Source organism: Kribbella qitaiheensis (assembly GCF_014217565.1).
Taxonomy (GTDB): Bacteria; Actinomycetota; Actinomycetes; order Propionibacteriales; family Kribbellaceae; genus Kribbella; species Kribbella qitaiheensis_A.
Window position 1 is genome coordinate 3482647 of the sequence record NZ_CP043661.1, and the last position, 17217, is coordinate 3499863.

Sequence of the window (17217 nt, forward strand, 5' to 3'; positions counted from 1 at the left end):
ACCTCAGTACTTGAGCAGGTTGGCGTCGTCGACCGAGGCCGAGCGACGGGTGCGGAAGATCGCCATGATGATCGCCAGTCCGATGACCACCTCGGCCGCGGCCACCACCATCACGAAGAAGGCGGCGATCTGACCGTCGAGGTTGCCGTGCTGGCGGGCGAAGCTGACGAACGCGAGGTTGGTCGCGTTCAGCATCAGCTCGACACACATGAAGACGACGATGGCATTGCGGCGCACGAGGACGCCAAGCGCTCCGATGCTGAACAACATCGCCGACAAGACGATGTAAGGCTCAGTACTCACAGCTTGTCTCCTTCGCCGAATCCGGTCAGATCCGTGCCCGTGGGTTCGGGCGGGACCGTGTCGCCGGGGTCTCCTTCGCTGATCCGGCGGACCGTGGCGACCTCGTCGCGCTCCTCCGTCTCGGGGAACACCGTGCCACGTGCCTGCAGCACCCGCGAAACCGAGGTCGGCGCGATCGATCCGTCCGGCAGCAGCGCCGGGGTGTCGACGGCGTTGTGCCGGGCCAGTACGCCGGGGGTCGGCAGCGGGCCGGGGTGTACGCCGAGCTCGGCGTACTTCCGGATCCGCTCCTCCGCGTGGTCGCGCTGGGTCAGCTTCTTGGTCAGCCGCTCGCGGTGCGCCAGCATCATCGCGCCGAGCGCCGCCGTGATCAGCAGCGCCGAGGTGATCTCGAAGGCGAACACGTACTTGCCGAACAGCAGCTGGGCGATCCCCTTCGGGTTACCGTCCGGCTGCGCGTTGTTCAGCCCGACCGGGTCGCCGTAGACCGAGCTGCCGGTCGCGAAGATCAGCAGTACCGCGATGCCGATGAAGCCGATGCCGGCCCACAGCCGCTGACCCTTGATGGTCTCGACCAGCGAGTCGGAGGCGTCGACGCCGACCAGCATCAGCACGAACAGGAACAGCATCAGGATCGCGCCGGTGTAGACGATGATCTGGACGGCGAACAGGAACGGCGCGTCCTGCGCGGCGTACTGGACCGCCAGGCAGATCATCACCGTTGCCAGCAGCAACGCCGAGTGCACCGCCTTGCGGACCAGGATCATCGCGATCGCGGCCAGCACCATGATCGGTGCGAGCATCCAGAAGGCGACCTGGCCGCCGGTGACGAGACCGATCACTTGTCGCCACCACCCTCGGTCGGCACCGCGGCGCCGACCATCCCGCGGTAGTAGTCCTTGTCGGTGGTGCCGAGCTGCATCGCGTGCGGCGGCTCCTCCATGCCCGGCAGGAGCGGCGCCAGCAGGTCCTTCTTCTCGTAGATGAGGGACTCGCGGCTGCGGTCTGCCAGCTCGTACTCGTTCGTCATCGTCAGCGCCCGGGTCGGGCAGGCCTCGATGCAGAGTCCGCAGAGGATGCAGCGCAGGTAGTTGATCTGGTACACCCGGCCGTACCGCTCGCCGGGTGACATCCGGCCGCCCTCTTCGTTGTCAGCGCCCTCGACGTAGATGGCGTCCGCCGGGCAGGCCCACGCGCACAGCTCGCAGCCGATGCACTTCTCCAGCCCGTCGGGCCAGCGGTTCAGCTGGTGCCTGCCGTGGAACCGCGGCGCGGTCGGCTTCTTGTCGAACGGGTACTGCTCGGTGAACACCTTGCGGAACATCGTCCGGAAGGTGACACCGAACCCGGCTACGGGGTCCCAGAGGGACTCTTTGACGCTAGCCACGGCTGCCTTCCTTGCTACGGATATCAGTCTCGCTCTTCGTTTCGACGAGAGGTGGTGGGACCGGGAAGCCGCCGGCGAAGGCGTCGAACTCGCCCTCGCTGACCGGCTCGGCCTTCTCGGTCTTCTTTTGCGGCAGGAACGTCGAGATGATCGCGAACAGCAGCACGACCCCGGCGGCCACCAGCAGGTAGCTGCGCTGGTTGGCGCCGCTGGACTCGCGGCCGATCGCACGGACGGTCGCGACCAGCAGGATCCAGCCCAGCGAGACCGGGATCAGGACCTTCCAGCCGAGCTTCATGAACTGGTCGTAGCGCAGTCGCGGCAGCGTTCCGCGCAACCAGATGTAGAAGAAGATGAAGCACATCATCTTGCCGACGAACCACAGCACCGGCCAGTAGCCGGAGTTCGCGCCGTCCCAGATCGAGATCGGCCACGGAGCCCGCCAGCCGCCCAGGAACAGGGTGGTCGCGAGCGCCGACACGGTCGCCATGTTGATGTACTCGGCCAGGAAGAACATCGCGTACTTCATCGACGAGTACTCGGTCAGGAAGCCGGCCACCAGCTCGCCCTCGGCCTCCGGCAGGTCGAACGGCGCCCGGTTCGTCTCGCCGATCATCGAGATCACGTAGATCACGAAGGACGGGAAGAGCAGGAACGCGTACCAGCCCGGCACCGGGATATCGGCGCCGAACAGGTGCAGCGACTGGTGCGAGCCCTGCGCCGCGACGATCTCCGAGGTGGACATCGAGCCGGCGAACAGGAACACCGTCACCAGCGCCAGGCCCATCGCGACCTCGTAGGAGATCATCTGGGCGCTGGAGCGCAGACCACCGAGCAGCGAGTACGTCGAGTTGGACGACCAGCCGCCGAGCACGATGCCGTAGATGCCGATCGAGGCGATCGCCATCACGTACAGCACCGAGACCGGCAGGTCGGTGAGCTGCAGCCGGGTGTAGGTGTCGGTGAACGGGATCTTCACCGTCGGGCCGAACGGGATCACCGCGAAGGTGAGGAAGGCCGGGATCGACACGATCACCGGTGCCGCGACGTAGACGAACCGGTCCACGCCCTTCGGCATCAGATCTTCCTTGAACATCAGCTTCATGCCGTCGGCGAGCGACTGGAGCAGACCGAACGGGCCGTGCACGTTCGGGCCGATCCGGTGCTGCATCCGGGCCACCACGCGGCGTTCCCACCAGATGTTGAACAGCGTCAGCACGATCAGGAAGACGAAGATCAGCAGCACCTTGAGGCCGACCACCCACCAGGGGTCGTGGCCCACTCCGGCGTCAGGCACCGCGAGTGCGACGGTCATGAGTTCCCTCCGGCGATCGTCACGATCGAGCCATGGTCTGCGTGCAGCGACCGGCGGACGTGACTGTCGGCCGAGTTCGTCGGCAGCCAGACCACGTTGTCGGCCATCGCGGTGATCAGGACCGGCAGCCGGATCGAGCCGGCATCGGTGCTGACGACCAGTTCGTCGCCGTCAGCGACGCCGACCCGGTGGGCCGTGGTCAGTGACACCCGGGCCACCGGCTTGCGCGCGGTGGCGACCAGGTGCGGCTCGCCGTCGTTGCTGCGGCTGTCGTCGATCAGCATCCGCCAGGTGGCGAGCCGGGTCGAGTCGAACGCGCCGAGCGCGGGTCCGGGCCTGGTACGTCGGCTCGCTCGCGCGATCGCCGTCCCACCGGCCGAGCTCGTCGAGCTCCTTCTTCGCACCGGCCGGAGTGCTGAACCCGAGCGTGGCGTTCATCTCCTGGGCCAGTGCGGCCAGCGCGCGGACGTCCGGCATCGCGGCCGGAACCTTCAGCACGACCGGGAAGGGCCGCTCGCGGCCCTCCCAGTTCACGAAGGTGCCGTCCTTCTCGGCCGGCGGTACGACCGGGAAGATCACGTCGGCGTGCTCGGTGACCTGCGAACTGCGAACCTCGAAGCTGACTACGAACGGCGCGGCCTCGAGTGCGGCCAGGGCCGCCGCCGGGTCCGGCAGGTCGTCGATCTCGACGCCGGCAACCACCAGCGCCCGCAGCGATCCAGCCGCGGCGAGAATCTCGCTCGTGTCCCGGCCGCCCGTGCTCGGCAGGTTCTCGACGCCCCAAGCGGCTTGCAGGTCGACCCGCGCCGCCGCGTCCGCGACCAGGCGACCGCCCGGCAGCAGACCCGGGAGGCAACCGGCCTCGAGCGCACCACGGTCACCCGCGCGACGCGGGATCCAGACCAGGTGAGCGCCCGTGTCCAGTGCGAGTCGCAGTGCCGCGGAGTACGCACCCTGGACGGTCGCCAGGCGCTCACCCACGATGATGACCGAGTCGGCGCCGAGTGCGGCCCGCGCCGCGGCTCCGGCCTCGCCTGTGTTGCCGAGGTCGCCCAGTACTGCGGCCTCGGTGCCCGGCGAGGCCTGGACGACGACACCCTCGAGCTTCTCGACACCGCGCGACGCGAACGACGCGAGAGCGAAGACCTTGGTGCCGGTGTTGCGGACGCCCTTGCGCAGCCGCAGGAACACGGCCGGCGATTCCTCTTCCGGCTCGAACCCGGCCAGCAGCACGGATCCGGCCCGCTCGAGGTCGGCGAACGTCGTACCGAGTCCGGCGCCTGCCACCGCGGCGGCCAGGAAGTCGGCCTCCTCGTCGGAGTGCGGCCGGGCCCGGAAGTCGATGTCGTTCGTCCCCAGCGCGACCCGCGCGAACTTCGAGTACGCGTAGGCGTCCTCTAGGGTCAGCCGACCACCGGTCAGTACCGCGGCGTTGCCACGCGCGGCCGTCAGCTTCTCCGCCGCGAAGGTGAGCGCCTCGGGCCACGAGGCCGGCCGGAGTTCACCGTCCTCGCGGATCAGCGGGTGGGTCAGCCGGTCACCGGTGGTCGCGTAGTTGAACGCGAACCGGTCCCGGTCGGAGATCCACTCCTCGTTGACCTCGGCGTCGTCACCGGCGAGCCGGCGCATCACCTTGCCGCGCCGGTAGTCGACCCGGATCGCCGAGCCGGACGCGTCGTGCTCGGCGACCGACGGGACCGAGACCAGGTCGAACGGCCGCGAGCGGAACCGGTACGCCGCGCTGGTGAGCGCGCCGACCGGGCAGATCTGGATCGCGTTGCCGGAGAAGTAGCTCTCGAACGGCTCCTTCTCGTAGATGCCGACCTGCTGCAGCGCGCCGCGCTCGATCAGCGCGATGAACGGGTCACCGGCGATCTGCTCGGAGAACCGGGTGCAGCGGGCGCAGAGCACGCAGCGCTCGCGGTCCAGCAGCACCTCGGCCGAGATGTTGATCGGCTTCGGGAAGGTCCGCTTCACCGCGTCGAAACGGCTCTCGCCGGCGCCGTTGGTCATCGCCTGGTTCTGCAGCGGGCACTCGCCACCCTTGTCGCAGACCGGGCAGTCCAGCGGGTGGTTGATCAGCAGGAATTCCATGATCCCGTGCTGGGCCTTGTCCGCGACCGGCGACGTCACCTGGGTCCGGACCACCATGCCGTCGGCGACGGTGATCGTGCAGGAGGCCTGCGGCTTCGGCATCCCCCGGCCGTTACCGGCGTCGGGGATCTCGACCAGGCACTGCCGGCAGGCGCCGACCGGGTCGAGCAGCGGGTGGTCGCAGAACCGCGGGATCTGGATCCCGATCTGCTCGGCCGCCCGGATCAGCAGGGTGTTCTTCGGAACCTTCACCTCGATGTCGTCGATGGTGACCGTGACGGTGTCGGTTACCGCGACCTTCTCGACTGCACTATCTGCGGGCGGGTTCGCTTGGACGGTCATGCGCTTGCTCCAGCGGTCGCGAAGAGAGTGGACGCCATCGGGTCGAACGGGCAGGCGCCGTTCTCGAAGTGGGCCAGGTACTCGTCCTTGAAATGCTGGATCGAGCTGGTGATCGGCGCGGTCGCACCGTCGGCCAGGGCGCAGAACGACCGGCCGGTGATGTTGTCGCTCAGGTCCAGCAGGGTGTCGAGGTCTTCCTCGCTGCCCTTGCCGGCTTCCAGCCGCTCCAGGATCTGGACCAGCCACCAAGTGCCTTCGCGGCAAGGCGTGCACTTGCCGCAGGACTCGTGCTTGTAGAACTCGGTCCAGCGCAGCACCGACCGGACCACACAGGTGGTCTCGTCGAAGATCTGCAGCGCCTTGGTGCCCAGCATCGAGCCGGCCGCACCGACGCCCTCGTAGTCCAGCGGTACGTCGAGGTGCTCGCTCGTCAGCAGCGGCGTGGACGAACCGCCAGGAGTCCAAAACTTCAGCGTGTGGCCCTCACGGACCCCGCCGGCCAGGTCCAGCAGCTCGCGCAGCGTGATGCCCAGCGGCGCCTCGTACTGGCCGGGCCGGGTGACGTGTCCGGACAGCGAGTACAGCGTCATGCCCTTGGACTTCTCGGTGCCCATGGAGGCGAACCAGTCCGGGCCGTTCTTGATGATCGCGGGAACGGATGCGATCGACTCGACGTTGTTGATGACAGTGGGGCAGCCGTAGAGGCCCGCCACCGCCGGGAACGGAGGACGCAGCCGCGGTTGACCGCGACGACCTTCGAGCGAGTCGAGCAGTGCCGTCTCCTCGCCGCAGATGTACGCGCCGGCGCCGGCGTGCACGATCACGTCGAGGTCGTAGCCGGTGCCGAGGATGTCGGTACCGATGAACCCGGCGGCCTTGGCTTCCTCGACCGCCTGCTGCAACCGGCGGACGACGTGCAGGACCTCACCGCGGACATAGATGAAGGCCGTCGACGCCCGGATCGCGAACGACGCGATGATGACGCCTTCGACCAGGGTGTGCGGCGAGGCCAGCATGAGCGGGATGTCCTTGCAGGTCCCCGGCTCGGACTCGTCCGCGTTCACGACGAGATAATGAGGTTTCGGGTTGGCTGCGTCTTTAGCCGGGATGAAGGACCACTTCATCCCGGTCGGGAAGCCCGCGCCGCCACGGCCGCGCAGACCGGAGTCCTTCACCGCGGTGACGACGTCGGCCCGGCTGCATCCGCAGCGCGGTCTTCAGCGCGTCGTAGCCGCCGGAGCGCTGGTACGACGCCAGCGTCCAGGAGCGGATCTGGTCCCAGTTGTCGGACAGTACCGGGGTCAGCACGGTGATCAGTCCTCTTTCCGCGAGTCGGGAGTCGCCGGGGATCCGGTGCCTGATTCCTTGCCCGGCTGGTCGCTCGGACGCGGACCGGCCGCGGCCTCCGGCGACACGGTCTCCCGCAGCTCCGGCGTACCGTCGCTGTGGTTCGAGTCCGGCGCCGTCCAGTTGCGTTCGCGGGCCAGCCGCAGCCCGGCCAGGGTGGCCTTGCCACCGGTCGGGCCCTCGTCGGCGCGGCCGTCGGGGAAGCCCGCCAGCACCCGCTCGGCTTCCTTCCAGGTGCAGATCGTCGCACCGCGCGGCGACTTCACCTCGGTGCCGTCGCGCAGGTCGTCCACCAGCTGGGTGGCCGACTCCGGCGTCATGTCGTCGAAGAACTCCCAGTTCACCATCATCACCGGCGCGTAGTCGCAGGCGGCGTTGCACTCGAGGTGCTCGAGGGTGATCTTGCCGTCCTCGGTGGTCTCGTCGTTGCCGACCTCGAGGTGGCCCTTGAGCCGCTCGAAGATCAGGTCGCCGCCCATCACCGCGCAGAGCGTGTTGGTGCAGACCCCGACGTGGTAGTCGCCGACCGGGCGGCGCTTGTACATCGTGTAGAAGGTCGCCACCGCCGACACCTCGGCGCCGGTCAGCCCGAGCACGTCGGCGCAGGCCTCGATGCCTTCCGGGGTGACCCGGCCCTCGACCGACTGCACCAGGTGCAGCATCGGCAGCAGGGCCGAACGGCCGACCGGGTAGCGGGCGGCCAGCTCGCGCATCTCGGCGATCGTGGTCTCGGTGATCTTCGAGTCGCCCGTGCTGTACGGCACGGTCTTGTTCGTCGCAGTCGTGTGGTTCTCGGCCATTTAGCGGTCCACTCCACCCATCACCGGGTCAAGGCTGGCGACGGCGACGATCACGTCGGCGACCTGTGAACCCTCACACAGGATCGGCATCGCCTGCAGGTTGCAGAAGGACGGGTCACGGAAGTGCGCCCGGTACGGCTTGGTGCCGCCGTCGGAGACCAGGTGGCAGCCGAGCTCGCCACGCGGCGACTCGATCGCCACGTAGGCCTGACCGGCCGGCACCCGGAAGCCCTCGGTGACCAGCTTGAAGTGATGGATCAGCGCTTCCATCGACTCGCCCATGATGTGCTTGATGTGGTCGAGGGAGTTGCCCATCCCGTCGTTCCCGACGGCCAGCTGGCTCGGCCAGCCGATCTTCTTGTCGGCCACCATCACCGGCTCGCCCTCCATCTTGGCGAGGCGGTCGGCGCACTGCTCGACGATCTTCAGGGACTCGTGCATCTCCTGCAGCCGGATCCGGAACCGGCCGTACGAGTCGGCGGTGTCCCAGGTCGGTACGTCGAAGTCGTAGGTCTCGTAACCGCAGTACGGCTGCGTCTTGCGCAGGTCCAGGCCGTACCCGGTCGCGCGCAGCGGCGGGCCGGAGATACCGAGTGCCATGCAGCCGGCCAGGTCGAGGTAACCGACGTCCTGCAGGCGGGCCTTGAAGATCGGGTTCGCGTTGCAGAGTTCGGCGTACTCGGGCAGGTGCTTGTTCATCCAGGTGATGTACTCCCGGATCTTGTCCAGCGCACCGGCCGGCAGATCCTGGGCGACGCCGCCCGGCCGGACGAACGCGTGGTTCATCCGCAGCCCGGTGATCAGCTCGAACAGGTCGAGCGTCATCTCCCGCTCCCGGAAGCCGATCGTCATCACGGTCAGCGCGCCGATCTCCATCCCACCGGTGGCGATGCAGACCAGGTGGCTGCTGATGCGGTTCAGCTCCATCAGGAGCACCCGCATCACGTTCGCCTTCTCCGGGATCTGGTCCTCGATGCCGAGCAGCCGCTCGATCGCCAGGCAGTACGCCGTCTCGTTGTAGAACGGCGACAGGTAGTCCATCCGGGTGACGAAGGTGACGCCCTGGGTCCAGGAGCGGAACTCCATGTTCTTCTCGATACCGGTGTGCAGGTAGCCGATGCCGCAGCGGGCCTCGGTCACCGTCTCGCCCTCGATCTCGAGAATGAGCCGGAGCACGCCGTGCGTCGACGGGTGCTGCGGGCCCATGTTGACGACGATGCGCTCTTCGGGCTCGTCGCCCAGGCCGGCCACGACCGAGTCCCAGTCCTGACCGGTGACGGTGAAGACCTTGCCCTCGGTGGTGTCGCGGGTTGAAGCCAACGGAGCGTACGGGTCCTGTGTTTCAGTCATCAGTTGTAAGACCTCCGCGTGTCGGGCGGCGGGATGACGGCGCCCTTGTACTCGACGTCGATGCCGCCGAGCGGGTAGTCCTTGCGCTGCGGGTGCCCCGGCCAGTCGTCGGGCATCTGGATCCGGGTCAGTGCCGGGTGCCCGTCGAAGATGATGCCGAAGAAGTCCCAGGTCTCCCGCTCGTGCCAGTCGTTGGCCGGGTAGACCGAGACCACCGACGGGATGTGCGGATCCGCCTCGGACACCGACACCTCCAGCCGGATCCGCCGGTTGTGGGTGATCGAGAACAGGTGGTAGACCGCGTGCAGTTCGCGGCCGGTCTCGTTCGGGTAGTGCACGCCGCTGACGCCGGAGCAGAACTCGAACCGCAGCGCCTCGTCGTCGCGCAGGTGCTGCGCGACCTCGACCAGCTGCTCGCGGGCGATGTGCAGAGTCAGTTCGGTGCGGTCGACGACGACCTTCTCGATCGCGGCGTCGCCGACCAGGCTCTCGAGCCGCTCGGTGGCGCCGTCGAACCAGCCGCCGTACGGCTTGGCCGATCCGCCCGGCAGCGCGACCTGGCGCTGCAGCCGGCCGAAGCCGGAGGTGTCACCGGTACCGCGGACACCGAACATGCCCTCGCGCTGGTCGACCACCTCGGCCGCCGGCGTCTGAGCGTCGCCACCGGCCGTGGTCGCCGGAAGGTTCTCGGGTTGGGTATCGCTCACCGGAGCAGCCCCTTCATCTCAAGCGTCGGGGCAGCAGTCAGCGCGGCGGCCTCTTCGTCGGCCTGCAGCGCCTTCTTGTTCGCGCCGAGCTTGCCGTGCTGGATGTCGTCGTGCAGCTTCAGGAACGCGTCCAGCAGCATCTCCGGCCGCGGCGGGCAGCCGGGCAGGTACATGTCGACCGGGACGACGTGATCCACGCCCTGCACGATGGCGTAGTTGTTGAACATGCCGCCGGACGACGCGCAGACGCCCATCGCCAGCACCCACTTCGGGTTCGGCATCTGGTCGTAGATCTGGCGCAGCACCGGAGCCATCTTCTGGCTCACCCGGCCGGCCACGATCATCAGGTCGGCCTGGCGCGGCGAGGCCCGGAAGACCTCCATGCCGAACCGGGCCGCGTCGTAGCGGGGCGCGCCCGTGGTCATCATCTCGATCGCGCAGCAGGCCAGCCCGAAGGTTGCCGGCCACAACGATGCCTTGCGCATGTATCCCGACAGACCCTCGATGGTCGTCAGCAGTACGCCGGCCGGAAGTTGTTCCTCAACACCCATAGGTCAGTCCCACTCCAGTCCGCCGCGGCGCCACACATAGGCGTACGCGACGAAGACGGTTGCAATGAAGATGACCATCTCGACCAACCCGAACAGCGCCATCTGGTCGAAGGCGACCGCCCACGGGTAGAGGAAGATGATCTCGATGTCGAACACGATGAAGAGCATCGCGGTGATGTAGTACTTCACCGGGAAGCGCCCGCCACCGACCGGCTGCGGGGTCGGCTCGATCCCGCACTCGTAGGAGTCGAGCTTGGCCCGGTTGTAGCGCTTCGGGCCGACGACAAAGCTCGTCACCAGGGTGCCCGCCACGAAGATCGTCGCGAGAATCCCGAGGATCAGGATCGGTACGTAAGGGTGCATCGGAGCAGCTCCCTCCTTACTTGCGTCCGTACTGCCGGCTATGGACCTGCTACTTCGTCTGAACGTCTGCCTGCACTGTGTTATCAGTACCGCTGTGGCTCACGTCACTCGCCCCGCCGGTTTCAGGCGGCGGGGGCAACCTTCGTGAGCCCGTTGATGATCTTGTCCATCACGTCGCCGTCGCGCGGATCGGTGAGGTTGGCCAGGAGTTTGAGGGTGAACTTCATCAAGGTGGTGCGCGGCAGACCGTACTTCGTGCACAGCCGCATCACCTCCGGATTTCCGATCAGCTTCACGAAGACCCGGCCGAGTGTGTAGTACCCGCCGTACTCCTGCTTGAGCGCCTTCGGGTACGCCGAGAGGGCGCGCTCGCGCTGACCCGGCTGCCGGTGCAGCGCCTGGGCGGCGACCTCCGCGGCGAACGCCCCGGACTCCATCGCGTACGGGATGCCTTCGCCGTTGAACGGGTTGACCATGCCGCCCGCGTCGCCCAGCAGCATCAGGCCGCGGGTGTAGTGCGGCTGCCGGTTGAAGCCCATCGGCAGTGCCGCCCCGCGGATCGGGATGGTCTGGAACTCGTCGCGGAACTGCCACTCGTCGGGGGTGTTCTTCAGCCACTGCTTGAGCAGGTCCGAGTAGTCCACCTTGCCGAAGGCGTCCGAGGTGTTCAGGATGCCGAGGCCGACGTTGACCGTGCCGTCGCCCATCCCGAAGATCCAGCCGTAGCCCGGCAGCAGTTGGCGCTGGCCCGCGTTCTGCGGGTCGTCCGCCCACAGCTCCAGCCACGACTCGAGGTAGTCGTCGTCGTGACGGGGACTGGTGAAGTACGTCCGGACGGCGACACCCATCGGCCGGTCGTCGCGCTTGTGCAGGCCCATCGAGACGCTGAGGCGCGACGAGTTGCCGTCGGCGGCCATCACCAGCGGCGCGCGGAACTCGATGTCGGCGCCGTCGCGGCGGCCGTTGTCGTCCACCGGCTTGGCGGTGACGCCGACGATGAAGCCCTTGTCGTCCAGCACCGGGCCGACGACGTTGGTCCGCTCGCGCAACCGGGCGCCGGCCTTGACCGCCTGCCGGGCGAGCAGGTCGTCGAAGTCCATCCGGTTCCGGGTCAGCCCGTAGTTCGGGTGGCTGGACAGGTCCGGCCAGTCGAGCTGCAGGGTGTGCCCGGCGCCGCGGATCCGCAGGCCGTAGTTCTGGATCCAGCCGGCCTCGGGCGAGATGTCGATGCCCATGTTGATCAGCTGCTTGGTGCCGCGCGGGGTGAGCCCGTCGCCGCAGACCTTCTCGCGCGGGAACGCGGTCTTCTCCAGCAGCAGGACGTCGAGCCCGGCGTTGGCCAGATGGTAGGCGGCCGACGAGCCGGCCGGACCGGCACCGACGACGATCACATCCGCGGTCTCGGCCTGCCGTGGCGACGTGCTCTGACTCATCTCATCCCGGCCTGGAAGTTGGGGGCTGGTCACTCGTGAAGGGATTCACGAGGCCCGATCACCCGACAGTCTAGGACTGCCTGACGAGGACGCGAAACCGGCCCGGAGTCCCTTACCCGCAGGCGATTTACGCACTCTCCACCTTGCGTAATTCAGGCCCGCCGGTACTGCGAACCAGTGACTCAGGTGGTCTGTTCCAGCGGCTTCACGCCGCGGTGGATCGCCACCAGGCCGCCGGTGAGGTTGCGCCATTGGACTCCGGACCAGCCGGAGGCCTCGATCGTGGTGGCAAGTGGCTCCTGACCAGGCCAGGCGCGTACTGACTCGGCCAGGTAGACGTAGGCATCGGGGTTCGTGGAGACCGCCTTCGCGACCACCGGGACCGCTCGCATCATGTACTCCAGGTACGCCACCCGGAACGGCTTCCAGGTCGGGTGCGAGTTCTCCAGCACCACCAGCCGGCCGCCCGGCTTCGTCACCCGGAGCATCTCCTTCAGCGCGACCGTGACGTCGTTCACGTTCCGCAGCGCCCAGGAGATCGTCACCAGGTCGAAGGTCTCGTCGGCGAACGGCAGCCGCAGCGCGTCGCCCGCGATCAGGTCGAGCTCGGGGTAGCGGCGCTTGCCGACCCGGAGCATCCCGACCGAGAAGTCGCAGGACACCACCTCGGCGCCCGCCTCCCGCAACTTCACGCTGGAGGCGCCGGTACCGGCGGCTAGGTCGAGGATCTTCATCCCCTTCCGCGGCGCGATCTCCGCCAGCGTCTGCGGCCGCCAGTACAGTTTCTCCAGCCCCATCGTGGCCACCGCGTTCGTCCGGTCGTAGCCCTCGGCCACGTTGTCGAACATCGCGGCCACGGCTTCCGGTTGTTTGGTGAGATCTGCGCGGTTCACTTGTCTAGTGGATCACGGCTGCGACCGGCACTGAAATTCGCTGGACACAGGGCAGGCATACGCTTGCATGCCGTGAGTGCATCACTGATGAGTCGGTCGGCCATCGCGACCCGGGGCCGGAGCGCGAGCGAGGAGTGTTGCCGTGAGTTTGTCTGACCCGGTTCCACCCGGCCATCTGGCGGCGCCGCACCTGGTGGTCCGCAGCCAGCCGGTCGACGGCGTCGCGGACCGGCTGATGGACCACCTGCCCGACGACGGCGGAGTGGCCTGGGTACGGCGCGGCGACGGCCACGTCGGCTGGGGCGTGGCGGCCCGGCTGGACGTTGCCGGTAGCAACCGGTTCGCCAGGGCCCAGGCCTGGTGGCAGGAACTGGTCGGTCACGCGGTCGTCCGCGACGACGTCGGCGTACCGGGCTCCGGCCTGCTCTGCTTCGGTTCGTTCGGTTTCACCGACTCCGATCCGAGCCAGCTCGTCGTCCCCGAGGTGATCGTCGGCCGTCGCGGCAGCACCACCTGGGTGACCACCATCTCCCCGGCCAGCTCACTGGTCGCACCGCCGCAGCTGACCAGCTACGAGCCGGACCCGGTCGGCACGGTCGCCTTCGCCGACGGGTCGCGCTCCGGCACCGCCTGGTCCGGCATCGTGGCCGAGGCGGTGACCCGGATCACCAGCGGCGAGCTCGACAAGGTGGTGCTGGCCCGCGACCTGATCGCGATCGCGGAGAAGCCGATCGATCTGCGCTGGCCGCTGCGCCGCCTCGCCTCGGCGTACCCGAACTGCTGGACGTTCTCCGTCGACGGGCTGATCGGCGCGACCCCGGAGCTGCTGGTCCGGCGGGAGAAGGGCCTGATCACCTCGCGAGTCCTGGCCGGCACCATCCGGCGTACCGGCGACGACGCGCACGACCTGGCGCTGGCCGCGTCGCTGGCCCGGTCGAGCAAGGACCTGGAGGAGCACGAGTACGCCGTACGGTCGGTCGCTGACGCTTTGAAGCCGCATTGCAAGTCGATGAACGTGCCCGAGACCCCGTTCGTGCTGCACCTGCCGAATGTGATGCATCTCGCCTCCGACGTCGCCGGGGTCGCCGCGAACGGAGCGTCCGCACTCGGGCTTGCCGCCGCGCTGCACCCGTCGGCCGCGATCTGCGGTACGCCGACCGACACCGCGCGGGATCTGATCGGTGAGATCGAGGGCATGTCGCGCGGGCGGTTCTCCGGACCGGTCGGCTGGATGGACGCCGGCGGCGACGGCGAGTGGTGCATCGCGCTGCGCTGCGGCCAAGCGGACCCCGACGACCCGACCCGGATGCGGATCTTCGCCGGCGCCGGCATCGTCGCCGGGTCGGACCCGGAGGCAGAGCTGGCCGAGACGATCGCGAAGCTGGTTCCGATGCGGGACGCGCTCGGAGAATGAGCCGTTGTAGCTAGTGTCGCGTAAGCGAAGTAGCTTGAAAGCTGGAGGTGTCCAGGTGCGTGCCTGGGCGCCTCCAGCGTCAAGCTACTTCGCTTACGGGACACTTGAGGAGAACTGTGAAGCTCACGAAGTACAAGCACGCCTGTGTCCGGATCTCCAAGGACGGCAAGGAATTGCTGGTCGATCCGGGTGTCTGGGCCGAGGACGAGGCGTTCGAGGGCGTGGACGCGATCCTGGTCACGCACGAGCACTTCGACCACCTGGACGCCGACCGGGTCCGGGCGCTGGACGTGCCGATCTGGACGAACGCCGGCGTTGCCGCCGAGCTGGGCGCCGACCTCGCCGACCGGATCACCGTGGTCGAAGGCGGCCAGTCCTTCGAGGCAGCCGGTTTCCAGATCAGTGCCTATGGCAACGACCACGCGATCATCCTGCCGGAGCTGGGTGTTCCGTGCCAGAACGTGGGCTACCTGATCGAGGACGCCGTCTACCACCCCGGCGATTCCTTCACCAAGCCCGACCGCGAGGTACACACCAACCTGGTCCCGATCTCCGGTCCCTGGTTCACCCTCCCTGCCGCCGTCCAGTACGTCCGCGAGGTAGCAGCCCAGCAGACCGTCGGCATCCACGACGCCCTCCTAAGCGAGATCGGCCTCACCATGGGCGAACGCTGGATCGGCACCCAGGGCGGCAAGCCGTACCTCGGCCTGAAGCCCGGCGACTCGGTCGAGATCAACTGACCCGTACGCCGATCCACACCTCGTCTCGCCCACCGAGGCGGGTCGTGCGAGGGGCCGGACCAGGTTCAGGGGGTTCGGACAGTACGTCGGGACCTCGGACAGCGAATAGCCTGTACGCGGTCCCTGCTTGGTGTCCGAGGTCCCCAGAGGTCGGCCGCACCGCCTGGAGACGGAGGGCACGGAGCACGGCGCCAGGCTGTCGCTCGATCGGGTGCTGGAGATCACTCAGCAGATCACCGCCAAGGACTGGCAACTGACATTTGTCATCGCTACTGGTGATGGGTTCATGGGGCGCGAGGGCGTGGGGACCTCAGGCTGAGGGGTATGGACGAATCAGCGGTGATCAGGGCCGAGCGGCTGACGCGGCGGTATGGCGGTAGGACCGGCTTCGATGCTGTTCGTGGGGTTGATCTGTCGGTTCGGCGGGGTGAGTTGTTCGCGTTGCTCGGGACCAACGGTGCCGGTAAGACGTCGACTCTGGAAGTACTTGAGGGGCTGGCTGCGCCGACGTCTGGGACGGTTCGGGTGCTGGGGCGGGATCCCTTTCAGGAAAGGCGATTCGTTCGGTCGAGGATCGGGATTCTGCTTCAGGATGCCGGCTTTCCGATGGATCTGACGGTTGGCGAGACGGCCAGGACCTGGGCTGGGACGGTGTCGAGACCGCGGCCGGTCGGGGAGGTCCTCGAGCTCGTCGGGCTTGGCGGCCGGGAGCGGGTTCGCGTGCGGCAACTGTCGGGTGGCGAGCGGAAGAAGCTCGGCCTGGCGCTGTCGATCGTGGGACAGCCTGAGGTGCTGTTCCTGGACGAACCCACGGCGGGCCTCGATCCCCAGAGCAGGCAGCACACCTGGCGACTGATCGACCACCTGCTCGGTACCGGCACCACCATCCTCTTGACCACCCACTACCTGGCCGAAGCCGCCGAACTCGCGGACCGGCTCGCGATCCTTCATCACGGCCGTATCGTCGCCCTCGGCACGCCCACCGAGATCGCGGCCACCAGACCGGCCCGAGTCACCTTCAGCCTGCCCGCCGATACGCCGTTCCCGGAACTCGCGGGCACCGCCATCACTGTCGACGGCAGCCGGATCGTCCTCACCACCGAGGACCTCCAGCAAACCCTCGAGTCGGTTCTGTACTGGGCCGGCAACCAAGGCCTCAGGCTGCACGACCTCGCCGCCCGCCCCGCCTCGCTGGAAGAAGCATTCCTCGCCATCGCGGAGTCGGACGACAGCGAAGGAGTCGCGGCATGAACCCGGCAGCCGGCGACGGTGACGGTGACGGGGGTGCCCGCATGAACCCGGCAGCCGGAGTTGGGCGAGCATCTGCGGTGGGACCGGTCCGGGGTCCAGCGGATGACCGGTTAGATCCGGCTAGTGTCCCCGGAGCCCGGAGAGGTGCGCTCCGGAGAGTGGCCGCGCTGGGGCGTTCGGAGGGGGTGCTGCTGCGGCGCAACGGTCTCGCGGTTGTGATCGCGCTGGCCTTGCCAGTAAGCGCAGTACTCGGCCTGCGGTCCTCCCCTGAGCTCGCGGGCGTGATCGGGAGCGACACGGGCGCGGCCGTGGTGACAGCAGTCGCGGCGGTCTCGCTGAACCTCTTCGTCTACTACCACCTGGTCACAGCACTCGTCGCAAGGCGGGAAGAGCTGGTACTCAAACGCCTCCGCACCGGCGAACCCTCCGACCTGGAGATCCTGGCCGGCACAGCCGCACCAGTGGTAGCGGTCGCCTGGGCCCAGATAGCACTGGCCGCCCTAGCCGCAGCTATCTGGTTCGACGTCACCAGACCGGTCAATCTCCTACTGGTAGTCGCCGCCATCGTCCTCGGCACCGCGGTCTTCGTGCTCCTCGCAACAGCCAGCACAGCCCTCACCCCAACCGTAGAACTGGCTCAAGCGACCACCACACCGATGCTGGTCATCCCATTGATCCTCAGCGGCCTCTACCTCCCGCTGGCCGACCTGCCTCGCACAGTCGAACTAGTAGGCCGCCTGCTACCACTGACTCCAGTAGTAGACCTACTGCGGCTCGGCTTGTCGGGCACCACCACAGACGGCCGCACTGTCGACTTCGCGGGCAGCCTGGCGCCCGCCGTACCAAGTGTGTTGACGCTGCTCGCCTGGACAGTCGTCGGCGGCCTGGCGACTCGCCGCTGGTTCCGCTGGGAACCACGGCGCTGAC

General features: G+C 68.0%; 17 protein-coding genes and 1 pseudogene. 4 read left to right on the forward strand and 14 right to left on the reverse strand.

What is annotated here, in order from left to right; all coding sequences use genetic code 11:
• Positions 1 to 3: 3 nt before the first annotated feature.
• The 14 genes and pseudogenes from nuoK to F1D05_RS16215 form a co-directional block, all read right to left on the reverse strand.
• Entirely contained in the window at positions 4 to 303 is a 300-nt protein-coding gene (gene nuoK / locus F1D05_RS16155; RefSeq protein ID WP_185448440.1) for an NADH-quinone oxidoreductase subunit NuoK, read from the reverse strand.
• The gene (locus F1D05_RS16160; protein ID WP_185448441.1) at positions 300 to 1145 is read right to left on the reverse strand and encodes an NADH-quinone oxidoreductase subunit J; all 846 of its coding nucleotides are present in this window, start codon (positions 1143 to 1145) and stop codon (positions 300 to 302) included. Before F1D05_RS16160 ends, nuoK begins: the two co-directional genes overlap by 4 nt.
• A complete protein-coding gene (gene nuoI, locus F1D05_RS16165; RefSeq protein WP_185448442.1) occupies positions 1142 to 1690 on the reverse strand; it encodes an NADH-quinone oxidoreductase subunit NuoI in 549 nt (182 codons plus the stop codon). Before nuoI ends, F1D05_RS16160 begins: the two co-directional genes overlap by 4 nt.
• Complete coding sequence (gene nuoH / locus F1D05_RS16170) at positions 1683 to 3005, reverse strand: NADH-quinone oxidoreductase subunit NuoH (RefSeq protein ID WP_185448443.1); 1323 nt, start codon at positions 3003 to 3005, stop codon at positions 1683 to 1685. Before nuoH ends, nuoI begins: the two co-directional genes overlap by 8 nt.
• Positions 3002 to 3214 carry a molybdopterin dinucleotide binding domain-containing protein gene (locus F1D05_RS40315; protein ID WP_246486743.1) on the reverse strand — a complete coding sequence of 71 codons (213 nt, stop codon included), beginning with the start codon at positions 3212 to 3214 and terminating at the stop codon, positions 3002 to 3004. Before F1D05_RS40315 ends, nuoH begins: the two co-directional genes overlap by 4 nt.
• The gene (locus tag F1D05_RS16175; RefSeq protein WP_246486744.1) at positions 3177 to 5441 is read right to left on the reverse strand and encodes an NADH-quinone oxidoreductase subunit G; all 2265 of its coding nucleotides are present in this window, start codon (positions 5439 to 5441) and stop codon (positions 3177 to 3179) included. The genes F1D05_RS40315 and F1D05_RS16175 overlap by 38 nt, the downstream gene beginning before the upstream one ends.
• Positions 5438 to 6758 (reverse strand): annotated as a pseudogene (nuoF, locus tag F1D05_RS16180) (NADH-quinone oxidoreductase subunit NuoF). The gene F1D05_RS16175 and the pseudogene nuoF overlap by 4 nt, the downstream one beginning before the upstream one ends.
• Positions 6755 to 7588, reverse strand: a complete 834-nt coding sequence (nuoE, locus tag F1D05_RS16185; RefSeq protein ID WP_185448444.1) for an NADH-quinone oxidoreductase subunit NuoE — start codon at positions 7586 to 7588, stop codon at positions 6755 to 6757. Before nuoE ends, nuoF begins: the two are co-directional and overlap by 4 nt.
• Entirely contained in the window at positions 7589 to 8938 is a 1350-nt protein-coding gene (locus tag F1D05_RS16190; protein WP_185448445.1) for an NADH-quinone oxidoreductase subunit D, read from the reverse strand.
• Entirely contained in the window at positions 8938 to 9645 is a 708-nt protein-coding gene (locus tag F1D05_RS16195; RefSeq protein WP_185448446.1) for an NADH-quinone oxidoreductase subunit C, read from the reverse strand. Before F1D05_RS16195 ends, F1D05_RS16190 begins: the two co-directional genes overlap by 1 nt.
• Positions 9642 to 10196, reverse strand: coding sequence for a NuoB/complex I 20 kDa subunit family protein (locus F1D05_RS16200; RefSeq protein ID WP_185448447.1), 555 nt, complete (start codon positions 10194 to 10196; stop codon positions 9642 to 9644). The genes F1D05_RS16195 and F1D05_RS16200 overlap by 4 nt, the downstream gene beginning before the upstream one ends.
• A 3-nt stretch (positions 10197 to 10199) precedes the next feature.
• Positions 10200 to 10559 carry an NADH-quinone oxidoreductase subunit A gene (locus F1D05_RS16205; RefSeq protein ID WP_185448448.1) on the reverse strand — a complete coding sequence of 120 codons (360 nt, stop codon included), beginning with the start codon at positions 10557 to 10559 and terminating at the stop codon, positions 10200 to 10202.
• Positions 10560 to 10681: 122 nt separating this feature from the next.
• The gene (locus tag F1D05_RS16210; protein ID WP_185448449.1) at positions 10682 to 11992 is read right to left on the reverse strand and encodes a geranylgeranyl reductase family protein; all 1311 of its coding nucleotides are present in this window, start codon (positions 11990 to 11992) and stop codon (positions 10682 to 10684) included.
• Positions 11993 to 12174: 182 nt separating this feature from the next.
• Positions 12175 to 12885: a demethylmenaquinone methyltransferase gene (locus tag F1D05_RS16215; RefSeq protein ID WP_185448450.1), complete on the reverse strand. Its 711-nt coding sequence runs from the start codon at positions 12883 to 12885 to the stop codon at positions 12175 to 12177.
• 142 nt (positions 12886 to 13027) lie between these two features.
• On the opposite strand from F1D05_RS16215, the gene F1D05_RS16220 reads away from it, so the two are divergent.
• From F1D05_RS16220 to F1D05_RS16235, 4 genes are all read left to right on the forward strand, one after another.
• The gene (locus F1D05_RS16220) at positions 13028 to 14299 is read left to right on the forward strand and encodes an isochorismate synthase (RefSeq protein ID WP_185448451.1); all 1272 of its coding nucleotides are present in this window, start codon (positions 13028 to 13030) and stop codon (positions 14297 to 14299) included.
• A 116-nt stretch (positions 14300 to 14415) separates the two neighbouring features.
• Positions 14416 to 15039, forward strand: coding sequence for an MBL fold metallo-hydrolase (locus F1D05_RS16225; RefSeq protein WP_185448452.1), 624 nt, complete (start codon positions 14416 to 14418; stop codon positions 15037 to 15039).
• Between the two features lie 324 nt (positions 15040 to 15363).
• Positions 15364 to 16290 (forward strand): ABC transporter ATP-binding protein, encoded by a 927-nt coding sequence (locus F1D05_RS16230; RefSeq protein ID WP_185448453.1) that lies wholly within the window; start codon positions 15364 to 15366, stop codon positions 16288 to 16290.
• A 158-nt stretch (positions 16291 to 16448) separates the two neighbouring features.
• Positions 16449 to 17216 carry an ABC transporter permease gene (locus F1D05_RS16235; protein ID WP_206686232.1) on the forward strand — a complete coding sequence of 256 codons (768 nt, stop codon included), beginning with the start codon at positions 16449 to 16451 and terminating at the stop codon, positions 17214 to 17216.
• The last annotated feature ends 1 nt before the right edge of the window (position 17217 follow it).

Coding starts and splice junctions, on each gene's coding strand:
- nuoH (WP_185448443.1), bottom strand. CDS start 3,005: ATGACCGTCGCACTCGCGGTGCCTGACGCCGGAGTGGGCCACGACCCC.
- F1D05_RS16175 (WP_246486744.1), bottom strand. CDS start 5,441: ATGACCGTCCAAGCGAACCCGCCCGCAGATAGTGCAGTCGAGAAGGTC.
- nuoE (WP_185448444.1), bottom strand. CDS start 7,588: ATGGCCGAGAACCACACGACTGCGACGAACAAGACCGTGCCGTACAGC.
- F1D05_RS16190 (WP_185448445.1), bottom strand. CDS start 8,938: ATGACTGAAACACAGGACCCGTACGCTCCGTTGGCTTCAACCCGCGAC.
- F1D05_RS16200 (WP_185448447.1), bottom strand. CDS start 10,196: ATGGGTGTTGAGGAACAACTTCCGGCCGGCGTACTGCTGACGACCATC.
- F1D05_RS16205 (WP_185448448.1), bottom strand. CDS start 10,559: ATGCACCCTTACGTACCGATCCTGATCCTCGGGATTCTCGCGACGATC.
- F1D05_RS16210 (WP_185448449.1), bottom strand. CDS start 11,992: ATGAGTCAGAGCACGTCGCCACGGCAGGCCGAGACCGCGGATGTGATC.
- F1D05_RS16230 (WP_185448453.1), top strand. CDS start 15,364: ATGGACGAATCAGCGGTGATCAGGGCCGAGCGGCTGACGCGGCGGTAT.